Consider the following 18,676-nt stretch of genomic DNA (forward strand, 5'->3'; position numbering starts at 1 on the left):
ATGTTGAAGTTAAGTTCGAAATCTTTTAGATTCACTCACGCTCCTAACCCGTTTTAACGCCTATTTCAGCCTCAAAGCCGACTTCCTACATCTATCGCCCCCGCTACCGCATCAAAAATCGAAGATTATGCGAACGCTCAGGCATCTTGTTCTTCCTCTGCTGTTCTGTATCCCCGCGATCGTAGCGGCACAGTCCAACCAGCCCACGCTCGAAGCGCGCCTCATCAACAAGCCGCTCTACCTGCGCGGCCTCTGGCGCAACGACAATCTACGATTTGACGGCCTGGGCCGCCTCACAACCCCCTCCGAGACCACCTCCTTCACCCTCGCCGGTATGGACGTCACTCGCGTCTACCTCCAGGGCGACGGCCTCATCATGGAAGGTCGCCGCGTCGGCCTCGAACTCGAGCAGCAGGACGCCCGCACCCGCGTCCCCATTCAGGTCAACGGAGCCGACGAGCCGATCCGTATCGAGATCACCCTCGCCCCGGGTGCCGACTACAACCACGCCCTCTCCGCCATCTTTGTCGAAGATCTAGCCAGCCTCGTCCCCACGCTTCCCGACTACTGGCAGGTCTATGCCACCAACAACTTTCTCGCCCCCGGCAATCAGCGCCCGCTCCACTCCGAGGCGTCCGAAAAGATGCTCGACAAGCCCATCAACAAGGGAGGAAAGGAGTCCATTACCAAGCCCACCCTGGCTCGCTCCGTCGCTCCCGAGATCACCCCCGCCGCAACCAACCTCCGGTACAAGGCCAGCGTGATCATCAGCCTGATCGTCGAGAAGGAAGGCGTTCCAACGCATCTCCAACTCCTGCGGCCCGCCGGTCTTGGTCTCGACGAGCAGGCAATCGCCGCCGTCCAGAAGTACATCTTCCGCCCCGCAACGCAGAAGGGTAAGCCCGTTCCCGTCGACCTCAACGTCGTCGTCGACTTCAACGGCGGCAACCGCTAAGGCCGAAGCCCCACGCATCGCGAAGGGTCCGCAAGGCAACTCCTGGCCGCGTACCTGCTACCCTGCTTCTATCCACTTTTTCTGGGAGCATCCATGCGTAGCCTTCGCCAAGCCGTCACTGCAGCCCTTTGTAGCACCCTCTGTATCGCTGCCGTCGCTCAACGCCGCGCCCCGCTCACCGCAGAAGAGGCCGCCGCTCTCATCACCAAGCGGGAAGGCATCGAGAAGCAGTTGGAAGACGTCGCCGTCATCGACCGCAAGGTCATGATCCCCATGAAGGACGGCATCCGCATCGCCGCCGACATCTACCGCCCCAAAGACACCTCGAAGAAGTATCCGATCATCCTCTCCCGTACCCCCTACAACTTTAACTTCTGGGACGTCAAACTCGGCACCTGGCGCGACATGACCACCGAACTCGACGCCGTCAAGCGTGGCTACGTCCTTATCGAGATGAACGAGCGTGGCCACTTCTTCTCCGAAGGCAACTACGACATCCTCGGCACACCCCTTACCGACTCCGACGAAGAGCTCGACTGGATGGGCGCGCAGCCCTGGTCAAGCGGCAAAGTCGGCATGATCGGCTGCTCCTCCACCGCCGAGTATCAACTGGCCGTAGCCTCACGCGGCAACAAGAATCTCACCACCTTCATCCCCCAGAGCTTCGGTGCCGGTGTCGGCAAGGTCGGTCCCTACAACGAGCAGGGCAACTGGTATCGCGGCGGTGCCGTGCAGATGCTCTTCATCGACTGGATCTACGGCGAGCAGAATCAGGTCCGCCCCATGTTTCCCCCGACCACCTCGCAGGCTGACCTCATCAAGGCCTCGAAGATGTTCGACCTCGCCCCGCAGATGCCCCCCGTCGACTGGGCCAAGGCCTTTACCCACCTCCCCGAGAAGGACATCATCTCCGCGGTAGACGGCCCCAAAGGCATCTACTCGGACAAGATGCCCGTCGATACCGGCGGTGCCATGATCGAGCGCACCCCCAACGATCCCGCATGGCGCAAGGGCGGCATCTGGCAGTCCGACACCATGCCCATCAATCTCCCCGGCTTCTGGTTCATGACCTGGTACGACGTCTCGACCGGCCCCAACCTCGCCGCCTACAACTTCGTGCGCTCAACTGCCAAAGGTGAAGTGGCGAACGAACAATACGCCGTCATCGCCCCCACCCTCCACTGCGGGTACAAGCGCGCCACCGAGCACACCGTAGTCGGCCAGCGCGACATGGGCGACGCCCGCCTCGACTGGGACGGCATGACCTACGCCTGGTTTGACCACTTCCTCAAGGGTGAAGACAACGGCTTCCTCCAGAAGACGCCGAAGGTCCAGTACTACACCATGGGCATGAACAAGTGGCAGCACTCCGAGGTCTGGCCTCCAGCCACCGCCAAGCCTGTCACACTGACCCTCACCAGCGGCGGCCACGCCAACACCCTCCACGGCGACGGCGTCCTCTCCATGGCTCCTGCAGCACCTGCCCCGAAGGCAAAGAAATCAAAGATCTCCCCTGACCTGGCCGACCTCTTCGTCTACGATCCCATGAACCCCACACCCTCCTATGGCGGCAACGTCTGCTGCGCCGCCAACTCCATTCCCGGCACAGGCGGAGCGCTCGACCAGCGCAAGATGGAAGAGCGTCAGGACATCCTCGTCTACACCTCGCAGCCCTTCAAAGACGGCATCGAAGTCTCCGGCCCCATCACCGCGACCCTCTACGTCTCCTCCGACGTCAAGGACACCGACGTCACCGTCAAGGTTCTCGACGTCTACCCCGACGGCACCGCCTACAACCTCGACGAGACCATCCAGCGACTCCGCTATCGCGATGGCGACGACAAGATCGTTTGGATGGAGAAGGACAAGGTCTACAAGGTCACCCTGACCCCGATGAACACCAGCAACTTCTTCCTACCCGGCCACAGCATCCGTCTCGAGGTCGCAGGAGCCAACTTCCCCCGCTTCGACCGCAACCTCAACACCGGCGGTGACAACTTCTCCGAGACCACCAGCGTCATCGCCCACACCCGGATCCATCACACCCCGCAATACCCCAGCACCCTCACCCTCTCCGTCGTAAAGCCAGCAAACTAGGCTTCAGATCTGAAACCGCCTGGGCACTTCTTAGAGGTGCTCAGGCTAGGGCGCATGCGGACCATCACTCATCTTCTTGCCGTCCTTCCAGACCGCAGCAATCAACTCCGTATTCCGAATGTCCTCACTCGGATCTTTGTCCAGCACGACGAAGTTAGCCTTCAGCCCCGGCTTCAACATCCCAAACTCGCTCGAAGCCCGCAGCAGTGTCGCCCCGTTCTTCGTCCCGACGGTAATCGCCTGTAGCGGTGTCAACCCAGCCTGAACCAGTAGCTGCAACTCCGTATGCTCGGCAAATCCAAACGGCCGAATCGGCGTTGCCCCGGAGTCCGTACCGAGCGCCACCGGGATCCCCGCGTCGTACACCTTCTTCAGATTCTTCAAGGCTATCGGCAGCGCCGCACGCTCCGCAGCCGTAGCCTTTGACGCGTTCTGCGTCTCCTTATACTTCGGATCGGTAATCATCGCGAACACACCCGGCTCCAGCGCATCCCGAAAGAACGGCTCGTTGAGCCACGCCGGATCACCCGCATACGCCACCGCAAAATCATCCAGCGACAGCGTACCGATGTACGTCACATGTTTCTGTTTCATCTCGGCAATCAACGAATCTGGAATCTCCTGATCCCGCACGCTGTGCGCCATGATGTCCAGCCCGGCATCCACCAACTGCTGGGCATCCTCCTCATGAAACAGGTGCGAAGCTACCCGAAGATGCTGCTTGTGCGCCTCGTCGATGATCGCCGTGTAGACCTCCGGCTTCATCTTCGTGAACTGTCCATAAAAGTCGTCGACCCACATCTTCACCACATCCGGCTTGTGCTTCGCAAGCTCCCGCACATCCGCCCGAGCCTCTTCCGCCGTCGCAGGCCGATAGACCTGGTCCATCCCCATCGCCAGCGGCGGCATCCCCTGCGGCGCGCCAAATCCCTTGCCGGCTGTATACAACAGCGCTCCCGGCAGCGTCCCCGCATGCGACTCCGCCCGCCACCCATAAGCCTCATCATGGTCGGTCCCCATCACCAGCACCGCGCCCACGCCATAGTCCTGGTATTGCATCAACTCCCGCTGCTCGTTCTCTTTGGAGTAGTTCGCCGAAGCCGTCTTCGTCCCTTTCAACAGCCCAACATGTCCATGCGCGTTGATGATCTCGGGCATCACCGTCTTACCCGCCATATCAAGAACAGTCGCGCCCTTCGGTACCGCGGCGCCGGTATCCGTGACCGCACGAATGCTGCCGCCATCAATCACCAGCGCAGCATGGTGTCGAGGCGCTCCACCCTCCCCGTCGATCACCGTCACATCGCGCAGCACCGTAATCTGCGCTCCTGCTGCACTTGCCCCAAGCACAGCACCCAGACCTGCAACGCCACAAAACTTCAACATGCCAGCACCTCCTCTGCCTGAGATGCGCCGTCGGCCAGAGTTGGCCTCAATATCCCTGGTCGGCCCGGAACGCCGTCACATGATTCTTCACAAACGTAACCGCAAACGGCTTTCCTAGATTCGCAAACACCACCATCCGATTCCCATACGCATCGCTCGTGCTCTTCGACACCTGTCCCAGCGCCATCTGCACCTGCCGCTCGTTCATCCCGAGGATCACGCGATGCTCATCGATCGCCTTCCACGTCTCCGGTCCCCAATGCTTATACAGCTCGTGCGGATCGTCATAGAAGAAGATCTCATCGACATAGAACGTGTACCCGCCAGCCTCTTTGTACCCAACCGGCACCGCATACTCAACCGTCGGCGAGGGAGACTGCGGCAGCGTAAAAACCAGCAGCACCTGTTTCTCGCCACCAGGAATCCGAAACGTAGCCGTCTTCGGCGCAACCTGCTCAAACGCGTCCTTCACCACCAGCGGAACCGCCGCCAGCAGCACACCCTTGCTCTTGTAGTCCGTCCGGTGTCCCGCATACGCGTAATAATCCATCTGCCCGCCAGCCGAGACCCACAGGGTCGAGCCCACCAGCTCCTTCGCGTCCGCCAGAGACGATTGGCGCTTCTTCTTCAGGAAGACTAGGTCGTCATCATCGGTCTTGTAGTACGGCTTCGCCACCGCCTTCTCCGGCGCATTCCGCTCCCGATAGATCATCCCAACACGTACGCCAACCACCACCAATACCAGCAGCGTCGCTCCGATTCCCGCCTTAGCCCCATTTTGCATCGGTCAAACCTCAGTAGCAGTTCTAGTGTGTCCACGCTCCACACGCAAGTCGCACAGGCTAATCGATTGGCTCAGCCATGCTCTGCTCGCGGTTCGCTTCCATCAGCGATTCAGCCGTGAGCGAATCCGCATTGCGCAGCCGCGGGAAGAGAGCAGCAGCCGTGCCCGTCACCATCATCGAGCCGATCCCGCCGATCACCACAGCCCGCACCGCGCCCCACCAGTGAGCCGTCAGCCCGCTCTCGAACTCGCCAAACTCATTCGACGCGCCGATAAACAACCAGTTCACCGCACTCACTCGACCGCGCATCTCAGGCGGTGTCGCAAGCTGCAGGATGCTCGATCGAATCACCACGCTCACCATATCGCTCGCGCCAATCAAGACCAGCGCCACCAGGCTTATCCAGATGCTGCGCGAAAGCCCGAACACCACCGTAGCCGCGCCAAAGATCCCGACACACACCAGCATCGTCTTACCCGCGTGGTGCTTGATCGGCTTCACCAGCATGGTCAGCGAGACCACCAGCGCGCCGAGCGAAGGCATCGCCCGCAACAGCCCAAGTCCACGCGGTCCGGCATGAAGAATGTCCGTCGCAAAGATAGGCAGCAGCGCCACAGCGCCGCCCAGCAGCACCGCAAACAGGTCGAGCGAGATCGAGCCCAGCAGCAGCTTCGCCTTCCACACGTACTCCAGCCCGGCCAGCATCGTCCGGACGTCGAACGCCTTCTTCTCCGCCATCACGACCCGCGTCCGGATCATGCCGATCATCACCAGAAAGCCCGCCAGCATCACTAGCGTGAACGCGTAAACCACCGCAGCGCCGTTCCAGTGGGCCAACGCCCCCGTAAGCTGCAACGTAAACAGCAGGCCACCAACCGCCGGTCCCGCAATATTCGCGATCTGGTAGATCGATGCGCCCCAGGTCACCGCATTGACGAAGTGCTCCTTCGGCACCAGGCTCGGCAGCATTGCCGACGACGCCGGTCCGCTGAACGCCCGCCCCATACCAATGCCCACCAGCACCGCATAGATCGGCCAGATTCTGTGCCCGTTGCCGCCCGTCCCAAAAAACGCAAACCAAAGCAGCGCTCCCGTACACACGAACTGCAGACCGTAGCAGATCAAAATGATGCCACGCCGGTCATACCGATCCGCTGCATGACCCGCCGGAAGCACGCAGAATAGTCCAGGCAAAAAGAGCGCCAGCCCCGTATACCCAAGGTCAAGCGCCGAATGTGTAATCTGATAAACCTGCCAGGCCACCGCGACCGACTGCGCCTCAGCGCCAAGAATCACCAGCAGCCGCGCTACCTGGTACAGCCGAAAATCCCGCGATCGAAAAGCGCTTCCCGCGTCGAGCGCCGGCTCTACTGTCGTACTGCCACCCTCTGCCATGCCCTATGCTTTCACACTTCGGTGAACGTCATTTCACAGAAGCTGCGACATTCTCAGGCAATCGAGGTATCGCCATCCTGCCTTACCTCACCCCAATGCTCAGAATGGATCGGTTTGGAGCTTTGCCATTCGCGCAGAAGGATCTTGGGAGCTTCAGCTGGCGTTACAAGCTGTCGTATCCGCATCGCTACCTGCGAAGGATAGATGAGCATGCCAATAAAGAATCCGAGATTGAAGCCTTGTCGGAAGACAAACAGGAAAAGGCAGACAGCTATCAATCCAAAACTGAACCACCTCCAAAATGGCTTTTGCACCAGTGTTCGAACTCGATCAAGCTCAGCTTCGGTCCACAGCTCATCATGGATGCCGCGTCTCAGGCGTCTCTCTGCCCAGAATGTTGGAGGCAGCCCGATCAGAATCGGCCCCATGTAACCAAGGCAACGGAGAGAATTGCGCCAGAGAGTCGAACCGATGCCGTGGCCGGTCACCTCTACGAGGGGAACGTGGATAAAGCTGACAAAAATAGTGGCGGTCGCAAGCAGGGACCCCGCCAATGCCACTAGCGCGAGTCGCGACGGGTTCGGCTTATGCTGCACCATGCCCGCAGAATACACCGGCTTTATTCCAAGATCTACTTGCCCAGGAACTCGCGATACCGCGTCTCCACCACACCCGTATTCCGGGCGAGCGTCAGCTTCGCGGTGTTGTACTGATAGAGCGTCTGCACCAGTCGCGTCTCCGCTCCAGTCAGTGTAGCCTGGGCCTGCACCACCGGCAGATTGTCATCTACGCCGGACTTGAAGCGTTCCGTCGCATCGTCCAGCACCTGCTGCGACAACACCACGTTGCTCTGCGCTACCCGCACCAGGTCGTGGGACGACTCGACATCCAGCATCGCTTCGCGTATCTGTTCGTCGATCGTGTCCCGCAGACTGGCAATCTGCTGCCGCAAGCCGATCATGTTCGACGCCGCCACCTCACGCTCGCCGCGGAACTGCGCCTCATGGAAGACCGGTATGCTCACCTGTCCCTGCGCCGCGAAGTCGCCGTGATACAGCCCATGCGTCTCGCCGAGCACGCCGTAAAATCCACCAACCGCCACCGTCGGTGCATACTCATACCGCACCGCCTTCTGCGACCGCGCGGCAACCTCAAGCTCCGAGAGCAACTGCAGATAATCCTTGCGCCGGGTATACGCCAGGTCCCGCGCCTGCGGGAGAGGCATCGTCACCAGATCCTCATACGGCACCGGGTCCACTAGCGTCAGCTCCTGCTCCGCCGGAATCCCCATCAGCCGGTTCAGCGCAATCTTGTCCTTGGCCAGCGTATTCTCATTCTGAATCAGGAGTTGCTGCTCCTGCTGCATCTGGACCTTCGCCCGCAGCACATCGAGGTTCGTCCCGACACCCGCATCGTGCGAGTCGACCGCCTGTTGCAGCACTACCTGGTCAGCCTTCAGCAGCGCCTGCGCGTTCTTGATCTGTGCTGCATCTGCCAGCGCTCGAAGGTAGCCAGAACCAACAGACAGGGCCACCGAACCCCGTGAGTTCAACGTCGCAAACGAAGCCGCATCGACCGCCTTCTGGGCAGATCGATACAGATAGTACGCAGGCACGTTGAACAACTGCTGACTCACATTGAGTTGCGCACTTGTCTGGTCCACCCTGACGATCGGATTGAAGTTAGCAATCCCGAACGCCGCCAGTAACGAGGGCTGGAACCCCTGCGCCGCCAGGTTAAGCTGCTTCGTGTTCGTGTACGCCTGCGCGGTAATCGTCGGGAGAAGAGCATTCTCGACGGTCAATACCTCGCCCTTCACCCGCCGCTCATTCTCGCGCCCAAGCGTGATCTGAAGGTTCTTCTCCAGTCCGAAGGCAATTGCCTGATCAATACTGAGGGCCAGAGGACCAGCTGAAGCCTTCTCCACCACTACATCGCTTGGCAGCCGTGTCGCCGTAAACGTCACGTTTGCAGGCACCGGCGCCGAAGGAAGGCTCGAGCTATCCTGCGCCCATGCGGACACCGTCACGCAGGCTGCAAGTCCCAGCGGCCAAACCTTTGTCCGTCCGAATATTCGTGTCAATGGATTCATGGTGCTTATCGTTAGAGTGCCATGCCGCCCCTCTGGTTGCGAAATCTGCCCCAGAATCTTCAGCCGCACCACGCCCAGACCTGGGTGCCGCCAATCCTCCGCTAAAATACAAAGCAGAACCCTATGCGTCCTACCTCTATGAACCGTCTCGTCCTCGCTGCCGCACTCCTCGCCATCGTTCCAGCCGTCGCCCGCGCCCAGGCCTCCGCCCCGCCGAACACCGCCAACAGCTTCCGCGATACCTCCATGATCAAGCCCCCGGTCGGCGCCAAGGTCGCGATCTACGAGTTCGAAGACCTCGAGTGCCCGGCCTGTTCACACGCCTTCCCACTCGTCCACTCCGCCATCGAACGCTACAAGATCCCGCTCGTACGCCACGATTTCCCCCTGAAAATGCACATCTGGAGCTTCGACGCTGCCGTCACCGCGCGCTACATCCAGGACAAGATCTCGCCCCAGGCCGCTGAAGAGTTCCGCCGCGCCGTCTTCGCCAGCCAGACCTCCATCGCTAGCAAGGATGACCTTCAGGCCTTCACACAGCGGTACTTCCAGTCCCACGGCCGCACCATGCCCTTCGTGATGGACCCCGCCGGCCTCTTCACCCAGGAGGTCAAATCCGACTACACCCTCGGAGAGCGCATCGGCCTCACCCAGACCCCGACCATCTTCGTCGTCACCAACAAGGGTTGGACCCAGGTCACCGACATCAACTATCTCTACCAGACCATCGACACCGCAATCGCCTCGACCAGCACCCCGGCAACCACCACGCACGCGAAACGGTAGTTCCGCACCGGCGGCAAGGCTCTCTAGGGGCCTTTGCCGCTGCTCCCGGCGATCCGCACCGATCCCAGCACCCCTGCAAATTGAGCGCGAATCATCCGCCATCGCGCAGGAGCCAGCGCCTTTGTTGGGCCATCGAGACCACCCAGCGCATCCACAGCCTGACTCACAATCACCGTCTCGAACAAATAGCAGCGGCCCCGCCGATACGTAGCCACAATCTCATGGCTGTCCTCCGTTCCGGCGACTGAGTACTTCGCCTCGAGCCGTCGCGCGGCCAGACCATTCCAGGTCACCGCCATCGGCTTCTGCTCATCTCCCGCGATCGGGTCGAGCGCCTCATAGCAATGCTCTGCTGTCTTTCGCGGACTCACCACATAGGCAAACGCCCCAGCCTCAAAGTCCGTTCCTTTGTATGGCCCCGCATCGGCAAAGTTGCCCTCAAGCTGAACCACCGCCACCGGCTGTGCCTCACTCACGATGCGCAGCTTGGCCGTGGCCGCATCGTCATCCGCGTTCAGCAGCCAGTTCGCCGGATACGAAAAGCTCACCCCGCTCGGACCATCCGCATACAGTCGCCGTGCCGGTCCCGTCTGCGCTGCCAAACCACTCGCCAGCACCAGGACCAGAACTCCCGAGATCCTCAGCATCCCACCTCTTCATCCTTATTTAGCTTCAAAGATCAGGAAGTAATCCTGTCCATCCGCCTTTGTAAAGTCATACGTCGAGACCAGCTTATAGCCCGCCTCGCCCATCTCCTTCTGCACCACCTTGAGGTCAAGCCCGTGATCGGCCCCATTGCCATTCCGGTCGATAATCCCGACCCGGCCATGCGCCTTCAGTGAAGCCCTGATCTGCTGCATCACTGGGATAGGATGCGCGATCTCGTGATACACCTTCAGCAGCAGCACGGCATCGACGCTCCCCGGCAGCAGCTTCGTATCATCCGGCGTCCCCAGCACCGTCTTTACATTCGACAGCTTCTCGCTCGCCGCCCGCTTCTCGATATAGTGGATCGCCTGCGGATTGATATCCTCCGCAAACACCGTCCCGCCCTCGCCCACCCGCCTTGCCGCCCGCACCGTAAACCACCCCGAACCCGCGCCAATATCCGCCACACTCTTGCCCGGCGTAATCTTAAGCAGGTCCATCACCCGGTCAATCTGCAGCCGCTGATCCCGCCCCGGCGTCTCAAAGATCGAAAGGTCCCCCGCATACGGTGTACTGGTCGCCCGAGGCTCCTGCGCCCGCATATCGCGAGAACCACTCATCACGCTCACAGCCACAGCCATCATGCAAACCGACAGCCACCCACCAAGTCTTCGCATCGTCATACTTAAAGCATCTGCCACAGACCTCGGCTTGACAACCCCACGCAATCATCTGGTTGAAGCGCCACGCACGTAGATCACGGATGCCTAATGTTTGGCTGCTCCCGGCGTCTTCTTCGAATGCTTCGCATCCCACGTCGCCTTGGTGACACCAACATCATCCGTACGCTTGCGAGACCATTCCCCTATCGACTTTGGCAAAGCCGCAAATGCTGTTTTAAAATCCTCCCAATGGCTGTTGAACTCGTCGCCGACCGCTCCTGTCTCCTGGTTAATATCAAAATCGGGTAGAGCCTGCGTTTTCAGGTAAGTGATGTAATCCTCGCGATGGCATGACTCGTGGAACCCCAGGCTTACGTTGCCAGCCTTGCGATCATCGGCTGTCGTACCCCTGCCGTAACCTGACAACACGTTTTCCAAGTGCTTCTTTTTGTAGACTGTCCTGATCACCAGCGCGCCCGATGCCTGCGGAGCCGTGGTTACCTTCGAAACTATCGCCAGGCCACTCGACATATCGTAAACAGGAACAGGCGCCTTAAGGTCATACGTCTTCCAACTGATGCCCGTTTCACCATCCGAATCGGCAGTCGAATCTATATCATCGGCAAGCACCTCCAGGCTGATGGCACACGCCATCCCCGACCGAAGCTTCACCTTGATGTCGACCGGGCCTGCCTTCGTGATCGGGGCGCGATTGACCTTCTTTGGCTTGATCGTTGCGCCATCGCCACCACCAAAATCCACAGCGGCTGTAGACGGGATCACCCGCGGATGACAAGACGGCGGCGCAGGACTCCGATAGCCGACGGATCGACCGCAGCGCGCCTCCGGGTGCCACGATGGAGCACACGAGCCTAGAGGTTCTGCGGACCGGAATGCCCCAGGACCGAGCCACTCAGTGCGAAATTCAACAAGCCACGCACGCACCTCATCCTCAATACTCATTCCCGGCAATCGAGCCGCTTCGGGCCTGCTCAAGACAGGCAAGTTGCCTGCTACAAAACTAACCACATCGTCACATTGCTTATTCGCGACCATAAACCGTTAGTGAGTTCAGGTTGCGAACCGTTACACCACTCTGCGTTGCGACGTTTGCCCTCCAAGATACCGGCGCACGTTCCCCGCCGCCCGCGCATCAAAACCCGTATGGCCCTTAGGAATCCCTTCAACAAGATCTCTGACGTATTCGTCGAAACCCTCGTCCGCGCCGGCGTCAAGCGCGTCTACGGCGTAGCTGGCGACTCGCTCAACGGCCTCACCGACTCCATCCGCGCCCACGAAGGCATCGACTGGCTCATGGTCCGCCACGAGGAGGTCGCCGCCTTCGCCGCCGGGGCCGAATCCCAAATCTCAGGTGAACTCACCGTCTGTGCCGGAAGCTGTGGCCCCGGCAACCTCCACCTCATCAACGGCCTTCACGACTGCCATCGCAGCCGCACCCCTGTCCTCGCCATCGCCGCCCAGGTCCCCAGCAACGAACTCGGCACCAACTACTTCCAGGAAACCCGTCCCGAGCACCTCTTCCTCACGTGCTCCGACTTCTGCGAGGTCATCTCCACCCCCGAACAGCTCCCCCGCGTCCTCGCCATCGCCATGCGCACCGCCATCGCGAAGCGCTGCGTGGCCGTCATCGTCATCCCCGGCGACATCCTCACCCGCGAAGCCTCCAAACCAGCCATCGACCTCGGCATCAGCGGTCCCGCCGGAAGCGTCCTACCCCCCGCCACTAACCTCCACGCTGCCGCTGAAATCCTCAACACCACAAAAAAAATCACCATCCTCGCCGGAGCAGGCTGCGCCAACGCCCGCGACGAAGTCATCGCCACCGCCGCCATCCTGCAGGCTCCCATCATTACGGCACTGCGCGGCAAGGAGTACCTCGAGTACGACAATCCCTTCTACGTCGGTCTCAACGGTCTCATCGGCATGACCTCCGCCTACCGCGCCATGCAGGAGTGCGACACCCTCCTCATGCTCGGCACCGACTTCCCCTACTCCCAGTTCTTCCCCGAAGGTAAGAAGGTCATCCAGCTCGACATACGCGGCGAGCAGATCGGCCGCCGCACCACCGTCGACGTCGGCCTCATCGGCGACGTCCGCTACACCCTCCAGGCTCTCGCCCCTCTGCTCGACAAGCACAAGAGCGGCCACCTCGAGGACTCCCTCAAGCACTTCCGGAAGGTCCGCAAAGAGCTCGACGACCGCGCCACCGGCGAACCCGGCAAGACCCCCATCCATCCACAGTACTTAACGAAGTGCCTCAGCGACCTCGCCGCCGAGGACGCCGTCTTCCTCACCGACGTCGGCACCCCCACCACCTGGGGCGCACGCTATCTCCGGATGAACGGCAAGCGCCGTCTCCTCGGCTCCTACAATCACGGCACCATGGCCAACGCCATGCCCCAGGCCATCGGCGTGCAGGCAGCCGAGCCCAGCCGCCAGGTCGTCACCCTCTCCGGCGATGGCGGCTTCTCCATGCTCATGGGCGATCTCCTCACCCTCCACCAGCTCAAGCTGCCCGTCAAGATCGTCGTCTTCAACAACAGCGCACTCGCCTTCGTAGAGCAGGAGATGAAGGCCGCCGGCATCGACAACTACGGCACCGCCTTCGCCCCACAGAACTACGCCAACATCGCCACCGCTGCAGGAGTACGAGGCTGGCGCGTCGAGACACCCGAACAGGTCATCCCGGCCCTCACCGAAGCCTTCGCCCACCCCGGCCCGGCGCTTATCGACGTAGTCGTCAACCGGCAGGAGCTATCCCTGCCCCCAACCATCACCGCAGGACAGGCCGTCGGCTTCAACCTCTACATGATGAAAGCCATGCTCCACGGAGACGGCCACGAAGTCCTCGACATGGCCAAAACCAACCTCTGGCGCTAGCTAAATTGTTGAAGAAGTACTGATGCCCCGCCCTTCGCAGCATCACCGCGAAGTGTGGGCTTGTCCGAAGTCCACGCTGGAAATTACTGAATCTGTACCAACTCCGCAGCAGCCGCACCATGACCAGCATTCGGGCTCACAAAGGTCTTCTGCGGAGCGCGCCAGTGATCGATATAACTCACCTGGTGGACGCAACTGATCGTGCAGTTCGGCGAGCAGGATTTCTCCGTAAGAAACTCCCGCTTCACATCCGCAGTCTGGTACCCCGACAACGGAACGCCCGGATAGCCACGCTGCTGTGAGCAGTAATGCACCAGCCCAAGCTCACAAATGTAGAGATAACGTCCACCCGCACGGCATCGCCAGTGGTTCGGCTTGCCATTCGCGATCGCCTCCTGAAAATGATTGAAGCGCGAATAGCTCCGCCGCGTCAGGTTGCGAACCTTGTCCCACACCTGCCGCTCCGCTTCACCTAACGGCTTCAACTGGCCCGAACCATCATGAATGATCCCGATGGTTGAACTGAACCCAAGCGCCAACGCCCGTTCACTCACCGTCAGCGCAGCGTTAGGATCGGCAATGCCACCGCCAACCACCGAGTTGATATTCACATGAAAATCAGCGTGCTCCGCCAGCATCTGCAGCTTCTTGTCGAGCACCTTGAGGCTCTTCTTCGAAACTTCGTCCGGCATCACGTTGTCGATCGAGATCTGCATGTGATCGAGCCCTGCCTTATTCAGCCGCTCAATCCGATCCGGCATCAACAAATAGCCATTCGTGATCATGCCCGCAATCGCGCCGGTCTTCCGAATCCTCGCAATCACCTGATCGAGGTCAGGGTGCAGCAGCGGCTCGCCGCCGGAGATCGTAATGACACTCGTCCCGAGCCTGCCAAGATCATCGATGCGGCGCAGCATCTCGTCGATCGGTACCGGGTCAGAAAAATCATCAAACTCGTTGCAATAGGTACACGCCAGGTTGCAGCGGCGCATCGGCACTATATGCGCCATGTACGGATGACCCGTCGACGCCACCGCAGACGCAATTGATGCCAGCTCCCGCACCTTGCGCGTCACCTTCTTCCAGCGTCGTTTCAGAGTGACTGGAGCAGGAGCAACAAGCGGCGGCGGTACGAAGGTGGTGACAGAGGACATGGCTCTTTCATTGAATCACAGTGAGGCAGCACAACGCGAACGTCACTCCACCCAGGTAGGTGCGTTTACGAAGCCATACGCTGGATCAGGATGAGCCTTGGCACCCGGCCAAAGATGCGGCATCACACCCGACCGCTTCTTCGTATCCGGCGTCAGCGTCAGGATCTGCTCCTTACGATCACGCAGCACCACGATCGGCAGCGGCTTACCCCGGTTCTCATGGACCGTCTTCATCCAGTACGCACTGCTCACGATCGGCACCGCGTTAACCTTCAGCACCACATCCCCTGCCCGCATCCCAGCCACGGCAGCCGGGCTGTTCGGATCGACCGCACGCACCAGCAGACCACCCTGCGCACCAAAATAATCCGCCAACTGCGGTCCCATCAACTCGAGAAGTGCCCCCGTATACGATGAATTCAGCACCGTCGTCCCCAGAAAGCTATGCTTCGGCTCGGGGATACTCGGTCCGCCACCGCCAAAGAAGCCGCTACCGTGCACGGGCGAATCTCCGGCAGGCTCAGGGACCGTCATATGCCGCTCCCACGCCTCCTGCCCAACCGTGTCACGATTCGCAAGCAGCGCCGAAAGCGTCTGCTGCTGCCCATCGCGGCTCAGCACGAAATTCACCACCCGACCCGCAGGCGTCTCATGCAACATTCGCCGCAACTGCTCATCGCCTTCGACAACCTGGCCGTTCATCTGCAGAATGACATCGTGTTCGCGCAGCCCCGACTTGAACCCCGGCCCGTCGTGGTCCACCAGGATAATCTCTGCCCCACGAGCCTCTTTCAGCTTCAGCACAGCCATCTGCTCATCACTGACATCCCGAAAGTTGATCCCCAGGTACCCCTGAGAGTTCCGGTTTGCATGCCCGCCGCCGCCAAGTGGCTGCAGAGGCGACAGCGCCCGCAGCGCCGGGCCAGCCAGCATCACGCCCACCACAAGCCCTGCAATCCCCAGCAGCACACGCCGATTCAGAGTGGCACGCACCACAACCTTCACCACCTTCGCGGCAGCGACAACGTCAACTTCGTCTTTGAGATTCGCAAGCATCGACAGCACACCTGAATATTCTGCAAGGAATTGTAGAACCGTTTATTGAATCTCAGCCGAACCCTGCAGCGCTTGGAACGAGGCTGTGCGGATATAAGGATTCTCATCCTGCGTCGACACCGTGCGCAACACCTGCCGCACGCTGGAGTCCGATTGCACCGGCGTCAGCAGGCTGATCGCCGTCTTGCGGACACCCGCGTTCTTGTCGCTCGACACCGCCTCAAGAATCGCATCCCGCACATGCTGATCCTGCCCGACATACGGCTGCAATCCTTCAAGCGCCTTCAACCGTACCCCGGCGTCTTTGTCGTAGCGCAGCGACACCAGCAGCGCACTCCGAATGCCCTTACCATCCGTCTCGGCCGTGCAGGCATGTCCGACCTTGCACTCATTCGAGAGCAGGTTGACGGACCGCTCATGCACCTCGGTATTCGCCCCCTGCGCCATCCCCTTCAGCAACAGTTCGCGAATCTCCTTGTTGTCGAGCGAGCCCTGCATCGTCTCCGGAACAACGCGGTTATAGTTCACCTGCACGACTTCAGGATCGGGAGTCTGCACTATCCCTGTAACATTCGCCACCGCGCCGGTCGTCGGATTCGTCATCACGATTACGCCCGCGTCCTGTCTGGGCTGATGCGCAACCTGGTACCGATAGGTAAAGTTCCCCGCCAGAAAGCCAACTCCTAAAAGGAGCGTCGTCAGCGCAGGCGCACCTTGTACATGGTGCATCCAGCTTGAAAAATTGCTTCGCAGGCGCGTCAGAAAGCCGTGCGGCGGAATCTGGTCCAAGGCCTCATCGAGTCGCATCCGGCTCTGCGCCAGAAGATTCGGCGACGGCTCAAGCACCGGATTGAGCGCAAGCTGCGCCTCGAGAGCCTGCATCGCCGTCCACTCAAGCCTGCACTCATCGCACCCAGTCAGGTGACGCTCAAGCGCAACCCTCAACTCGTCGGGAAGCTCGCCGTATACCGCTAGAACTACGTTCTCCTGTGCCATGTCACACTTCATCTGCGTTACCTCGCCCAGCCTCAAAATTGATCGTGCAGCCGTTTGGATCTTTGCCCTTCACGGCTTGTAGTTCTCTAAAACTTTGCTGATTTCGCTTTACCGATTCCGCGCTGTCTTCAACTGCTCGCGCAGCTTTCTCGTTGCCCGGAAGAGCGTATTCTTTGCCGTCTCTTCCGTCGTGCTCAACATCTCGCCAATCGTGCGCAGCTTCAATCCCTGGTAGTGCTTCAACTCAAAGACCGTTCGTTCCCGAGGCGTCAGCTTATCCAACGCATCCTTGATCTGTTCGCCCATTACCTTCCGTTCAAGCTCCCGGGCCGGATTCGCCATCGAGCGCTCATCGGAGATATTCGCCATCAGATCCATCTCATCGCCGCTCGAGTCGAGCACCGTAGCCGGATCCTCGCGACGGCTCTTGCGCCGCCGAAGCTGATCGAGACAAAGGTTCGTCACAATCCGGTACAACCACGTGTAGAACGAGCACTCGAACCGAAAGTTCCCCAGGTGACGGTACGCCTTGATGAAAGCTTCCTGGTGAACGTCCTGCGCGTCCTGCTCATTTCCAAGCATGTGCAGCGCCAGCCGAAGCACCGACTGGTCGTACCGCCGCACCAGCGCGTCAAACGCCGTTCGCTCGCCCGCCTGCGCCTCGCGGATCAGGTCGTCGTCTTCAAGCCGCTGCTGAGCCCGCGCTTCCATCTGCGCCGGGGTCAGCTTCCCGCTGCGGGTTCCGGATTGCGTCACTGCCTTCGACATCGCTGGCAGTGATTCTACCGCCGCACGCAGTATGGAGGTACTGCCAACACCATCCCGGCCCAAGCCAGGATTCATTCCTAACGCTTCTGCATTCATGCCGTCTGACTCCGGAGTCAGTTGATTGTTGCACTTGAATAGACCGCCGATCTCACGGAAGGTGAGCAGAATAGCCCAACCGCGTCGTTAGAATCCAGCCCTGATCTCCAGTAAACTGACCGCTATGCCACCACGCCACACCACGCCAAGCCTTTTCTCAAGCACGACCCCCGACCCGGCACCGGAATCCGCCCCGCAGTCCGCAAAATCCAGCTGGATCTACGCCCACTGCGACGGTGGCGCACGCGGCAACCCCGGTCCCGCAGGCTTCGGCGCGCTTGTGCAGGATGAAGCAGGCAGCGTAGTCGCCGAGCTCTCCGAGTTCCTCGGCATGCGCACCAACAACTACGCCGAGTACTCCGGCCTCCTCGGCTGCCTCCAGTACGCCCTCGACCAGAACTACCGCCGCCTCAAGGTCGTCTCCGACTCCGAACTCATGGTCAAGCAGATCCAGGGCAAGTATCAGGTCAAAAGTCCCGACCTCAAACCCCTCTACGACGAGGCAAAGCGCCGCATCGCCAAACTGGACGGCTTCGAAATCTCCCACGCCCTCCGCCACAAGAACAAGGACGCCGACCGGCTGGCCAACGAAGCCATGGACCGCGGCATGAAGCGTCCCGGCACCCCCACGCAGCCTCCCACACCCCCAAAAGCCATCCCCTACCCAGTCAAGGCGGAAGCCCCACCCATCCCCATCTCCTTCCCAAACCGCCCCGCAACACCGGCCTCACCGCCAGCACTCCCACCAAAAGCCGACACCATGCTCCGGGGCTTTACCCGCGACGGCGTCATTCACGTCCTCGGCGGCACCACCCTCCCCGACGGCGTCTTCGTCAAAATCATCCGCGAATAGTGACGATGTCGAGTCGTATCCCGAAGGCGATTTCAGCGAGCCTTTT

General features: G+C 60.5%; 17 protein-coding genes. 6 read left to right on the forward strand and 11 right to left on the reverse strand.

The window, feature by feature from the left end:
• Positions 1-127: 127 nt before the first annotated feature.
• Together OHL20_RS07080 and OHL20_RS07085 are read left to right on the forward strand one after the other, a co-directional pair.
• Positions 128-955, forward strand: a complete 828-nt coding sequence (locus OHL20_RS07080) for an energy transducer TonB (RefSeq protein WP_263382497.1) — start codon at positions 128-130, stop codon at positions 953-955.
• A gap of 93 nt (positions 956-1,048) precedes the next feature.
• Positions 1,049-3,052 (forward strand): CocE/NonD family hydrolase, encoded by a 2,004-nt coding sequence (locus OHL20_RS07085; RefSeq protein WP_263382498.1) that lies wholly within the window; start codon positions 1,049-1,051, stop codon positions 3,050-3,052.
• Positions 3,053-3,097: 45 nt separating this feature from the next.
• Here the strand turns inward: OHL20_RS07085 and OHL20_RS07090 are convergent, their stop codons facing one another.
• Genes OHL20_RS07090 through OHL20_RS07100 form a run of 3 tightly spaced genes read right to left on the reverse strand, consistent with a single transcriptional unit; the run spans position 3,098 to position 6,618 of the window.
• Complete coding sequence (locus OHL20_RS07090) at positions 3,098-4,438, reverse strand: amidohydrolase family protein (RefSeq protein ID WP_263382499.1); 1,341 nt, start codon at positions 4,436-4,438, stop codon at positions 3,098-3,100.
• Positions 4,439-4,484: 46 nt separating this feature from the next.
• Complete coding sequence (locus OHL20_RS07095; protein WP_263382500.1) at positions 4,485-5,222, reverse strand: hypothetical protein; 738 nt, start codon at positions 5,220-5,222, stop codon at positions 4,485-4,487.
• Between the two features lie 58 nt (positions 5,223-5,280).
• Positions 5,281-6,618 (reverse strand): MFS transporter, encoded by a 1,338-nt coding sequence (locus OHL20_RS07100; RefSeq protein WP_263382501.1) that lies wholly within the window; start codon positions 6,616-6,618, stop codon positions 5,281-5,283.
• A 5-nt stretch (positions 6,619-6,623) separates the two neighbouring features.
• Here OHL20_RS07100 and OHL20_RS07105 point away from each other — a divergent pair, with 5 nt between their 5' ends.
• On the forward strand, positions 6,624-7,181 hold the full coding sequence (locus tag OHL20_RS07105) for a hypothetical protein (RefSeq protein ID WP_263382502.1): 558 nt from the start codon (positions 6,624-6,626) through the stop codon (positions 7,179-7,181).
• A 68-nt stretch (positions 7,182-7,249) separates the two neighbouring features.
• Here OHL20_RS07105 and OHL20_RS07110 read toward each other — a convergent pair whose 3' ends face one another.
• Entirely contained in the window at positions 7,250-8,710 is a 1,461-nt protein-coding gene (locus OHL20_RS07110; protein ID WP_263382503.1) for a TolC family protein, read from the reverse strand.
• A 123-nt stretch (positions 8,711-8,833) separates the two neighbouring features.
• Between OHL20_RS07110 and OHL20_RS07115 the strand changes: the two genes are divergently transcribed.
• A complete protein-coding gene (locus OHL20_RS07115) occupies positions 8,834-9,496 on the forward strand; it encodes a DsbA family protein (RefSeq protein WP_263382504.1) in 663 nt (220 codons plus the stop codon).
• Positions 9,497-9,519: 23 nt separating this feature from the next.
• Here OHL20_RS07115 and OHL20_RS07120 read toward each other — a convergent pair whose 3' ends face one another.
• From OHL20_RS07120 to OHL20_RS07130, 3 genes are all read right to left on the reverse strand, one after another.
• Positions 9,520-10,143 (reverse strand): hypothetical protein, encoded by a 624-nt coding sequence (locus tag OHL20_RS07120; protein WP_263382505.1) that lies wholly within the window; start codon positions 10,141-10,143, stop codon positions 9,520-9,522.
• A 15-nt stretch (positions 10,144-10,158) separates the two neighbouring features.
• Positions 10,159-10,827 carry a class I SAM-dependent methyltransferase gene (locus OHL20_RS07125; protein WP_263382506.1) on the reverse strand — a complete coding sequence of 223 codons (669 nt, stop codon included), beginning with the start codon at positions 10,825-10,827 and terminating at the stop codon, positions 10,159-10,161.
• 84 nt (positions 10,828-10,911) lie between these two features.
• Positions 10,912-11,589, reverse strand: coding sequence for a hypothetical protein (locus OHL20_RS07130; protein WP_263382507.1), 678 nt, complete (start codon positions 11,587-11,589; stop codon positions 10,912-10,914).
• Between the two features lie 381 nt (positions 11,590-11,970).
• Between OHL20_RS07130 and poxB the strand changes: the two genes are divergently transcribed.
• Positions 11,971-13,707 carry a ubiquinone-dependent pyruvate dehydrogenase gene (gene poxB, locus OHL20_RS07135; RefSeq protein WP_263382508.1) on the forward strand — a complete coding sequence of 579 codons (1,737 nt, stop codon included), beginning with the start codon at positions 11,971-11,973 and terminating at the stop codon, positions 13,705-13,707.
• 83 nt (positions 13,708-13,790) lie between these two features.
• Here poxB and OHL20_RS07140 read toward each other — a convergent pair whose 3' ends face one another.
• From OHL20_RS07140 to OHL20_RS07155, 4 genes are all read right to left on the reverse strand, one after another.
• Entirely contained in the window at positions 13,791-14,861 is a 1,071-nt protein-coding gene (locus tag OHL20_RS07140) for a radical SAM protein (RefSeq protein WP_263382509.1), read from the reverse strand.
• A gap of 42 nt (positions 14,862-14,903) precedes the next feature.
• On the reverse strand, positions 14,904-15,917 hold the full coding sequence (locus OHL20_RS07145; protein ID WP_263382510.1) for a PDZ domain-containing protein: 1,014 nt from the start codon (positions 15,915-15,917) through the stop codon (positions 14,904-14,906).
• A gap of 42 nt (positions 15,918-15,959) precedes the next feature.
• Complete coding sequence (locus OHL20_RS07150; RefSeq protein WP_263382511.1) at positions 15,960-16,913, reverse strand: HEAT repeat domain-containing protein; 954 nt, start codon at positions 16,911-16,913, stop codon at positions 15,960-15,962.
• A 108-nt stretch (positions 16,914-17,021) separates the two neighbouring features.
• Positions 17,022-17,756 (reverse strand): RNA polymerase sigma factor, encoded by a 735-nt coding sequence (locus OHL20_RS07155; protein WP_263382512.1) that lies wholly within the window; start codon positions 17,754-17,756, stop codon positions 17,022-17,024.
• A gap of 145 nt (positions 17,757-17,901) precedes the next feature.
• Between OHL20_RS07155 and OHL20_RS07160 the strand changes: the two genes are divergently transcribed.
• Complete coding sequence (locus OHL20_RS07160) at positions 17,902-18,630, forward strand: ribonuclease HI family protein (RefSeq protein WP_263382513.1); 729 nt, start codon at positions 17,902-17,904, stop codon at positions 18,628-18,630.
• Positions 18,631-18,676: the final 46 nt, after the last annotated feature.

Origin of the sequence: Granulicella arctica (assembly GCF_025685605.1) — a bacterium.
In the GTDB taxonomy this organism is placed as follows: domain Bacteria; phylum Acidobacteriota; class Terriglobia; order Terriglobales; family Acidobacteriaceae; genus Edaphobacter; species Edaphobacter arcticus.

What these genes read in the sequence shown, in the direction of transcription:
- OHL20_RS07115 (WP_263382504.1), top strand. Translation starts at nt 8,834, where the DNA reads ATGCGTCCTACCTCTATGAACCGTCTCGTCCTCGCTGCCGCACTCCTC.
- OHL20_RS07090 (WP_263382499.1), bottom strand. Translation starts at nt 4,438, where the DNA reads ATGTTGAAGTTTTGTGGCGTTGCAGGTCTGGGTGCTGTGCTTGGGGCA.
- OHL20_RS07095 (WP_263382500.1), bottom strand. Translation starts at nt 5,222, where the DNA reads ATGCAAAATGGGGCTAAGGCGGGAATCGGAGCGACGCTGCTGGTATTG.
- OHL20_RS07080 (WP_263382497.1), top strand. Translation starts at nt 128, where the DNA reads ATGCGAACGCTCAGGCATCTTGTTCTTCCTCTGCTGTTCTGTATCCCC.
- OHL20_RS07125 (WP_263382506.1), bottom strand. Translation starts at nt 10,827, where the DNA reads ATGACGATGCGAAGACTTGGTGGGTGGCTGTCGGTTTGCATGATGGCT.
- OHL20_RS07120 (WP_263382505.1), bottom strand. Translation starts at nt 10,143, where the DNA reads ATGCTGAGGATCTCGGGAGTTCTGGTCCTGGTGCTGGCGAGTGGTTTG.
- OHL20_RS07105 (WP_263382502.1), top strand. Translation starts at nt 6,624, where the DNA reads ATGCTTTCACACTTCGGTGAACGTCATTTCACAGAAGCTGCGACATTC.
- OHL20_RS07150 (WP_263382511.1), bottom strand. Translation starts at nt 16,913, where the DNA reads ATGGCACAGGAGAACGTAGTTCTAGCGGTATACGGCGAGCTTCCCGAC.
- OHL20_RS07100 (WP_263382501.1), bottom strand. Translation starts at nt 6,618, where the DNA reads ATGGCAGAGGGTGGCAGTACGACAGTAGAGCCGGCGCTCGACGCGGGA.
- OHL20_RS07140 (WP_263382509.1), bottom strand. Translation starts at nt 14,861, where the DNA reads ATGTCCTCTGTCACCACCTTCGTACCGCCGCCGCTTGTTGCTCCTGCT.
- OHL20_RS07110 (WP_263382503.1), bottom strand. Translation starts at nt 8,710, where the DNA reads ATGAATCCATTGACACGAATATTCGGACGGACAAAGGTTTGGCCGCTG.
- OHL20_RS07085 (WP_263382498.1), top strand. Translation starts at nt 1,049, where the DNA reads ATGCGTAGCCTTCGCCAAGCCGTCACTGCAGCCCTTTGTAGCACCCTC.
- OHL20_RS07155 (WP_263382512.1), bottom strand. Translation starts at nt 17,756, where the DNA reads ATGAATCCTGGCTTGGGCCGGGATGGTGTTGGCAGTACCTCCATACTG.
- poxB (WP_263382508.1), top strand. Translation starts at nt 11,971, where the DNA reads ATGGCCCTTAGGAATCCCTTCAACAAGATCTCTGACGTATTCGTCGAA.
- OHL20_RS07160 (WP_263382513.1), top strand. Translation starts at nt 17,902, where the DNA reads ATGCCACCACGCCACACCACGCCAAGCCTTTTCTCAAGCACGACCCCC.
- OHL20_RS07145 (WP_263382510.1), bottom strand. Translation starts at nt 15,917, where the DNA reads ATGCTTGCGAATCTCAAAGACGAAGTTGACGTTGTCGCTGCCGCGAAG.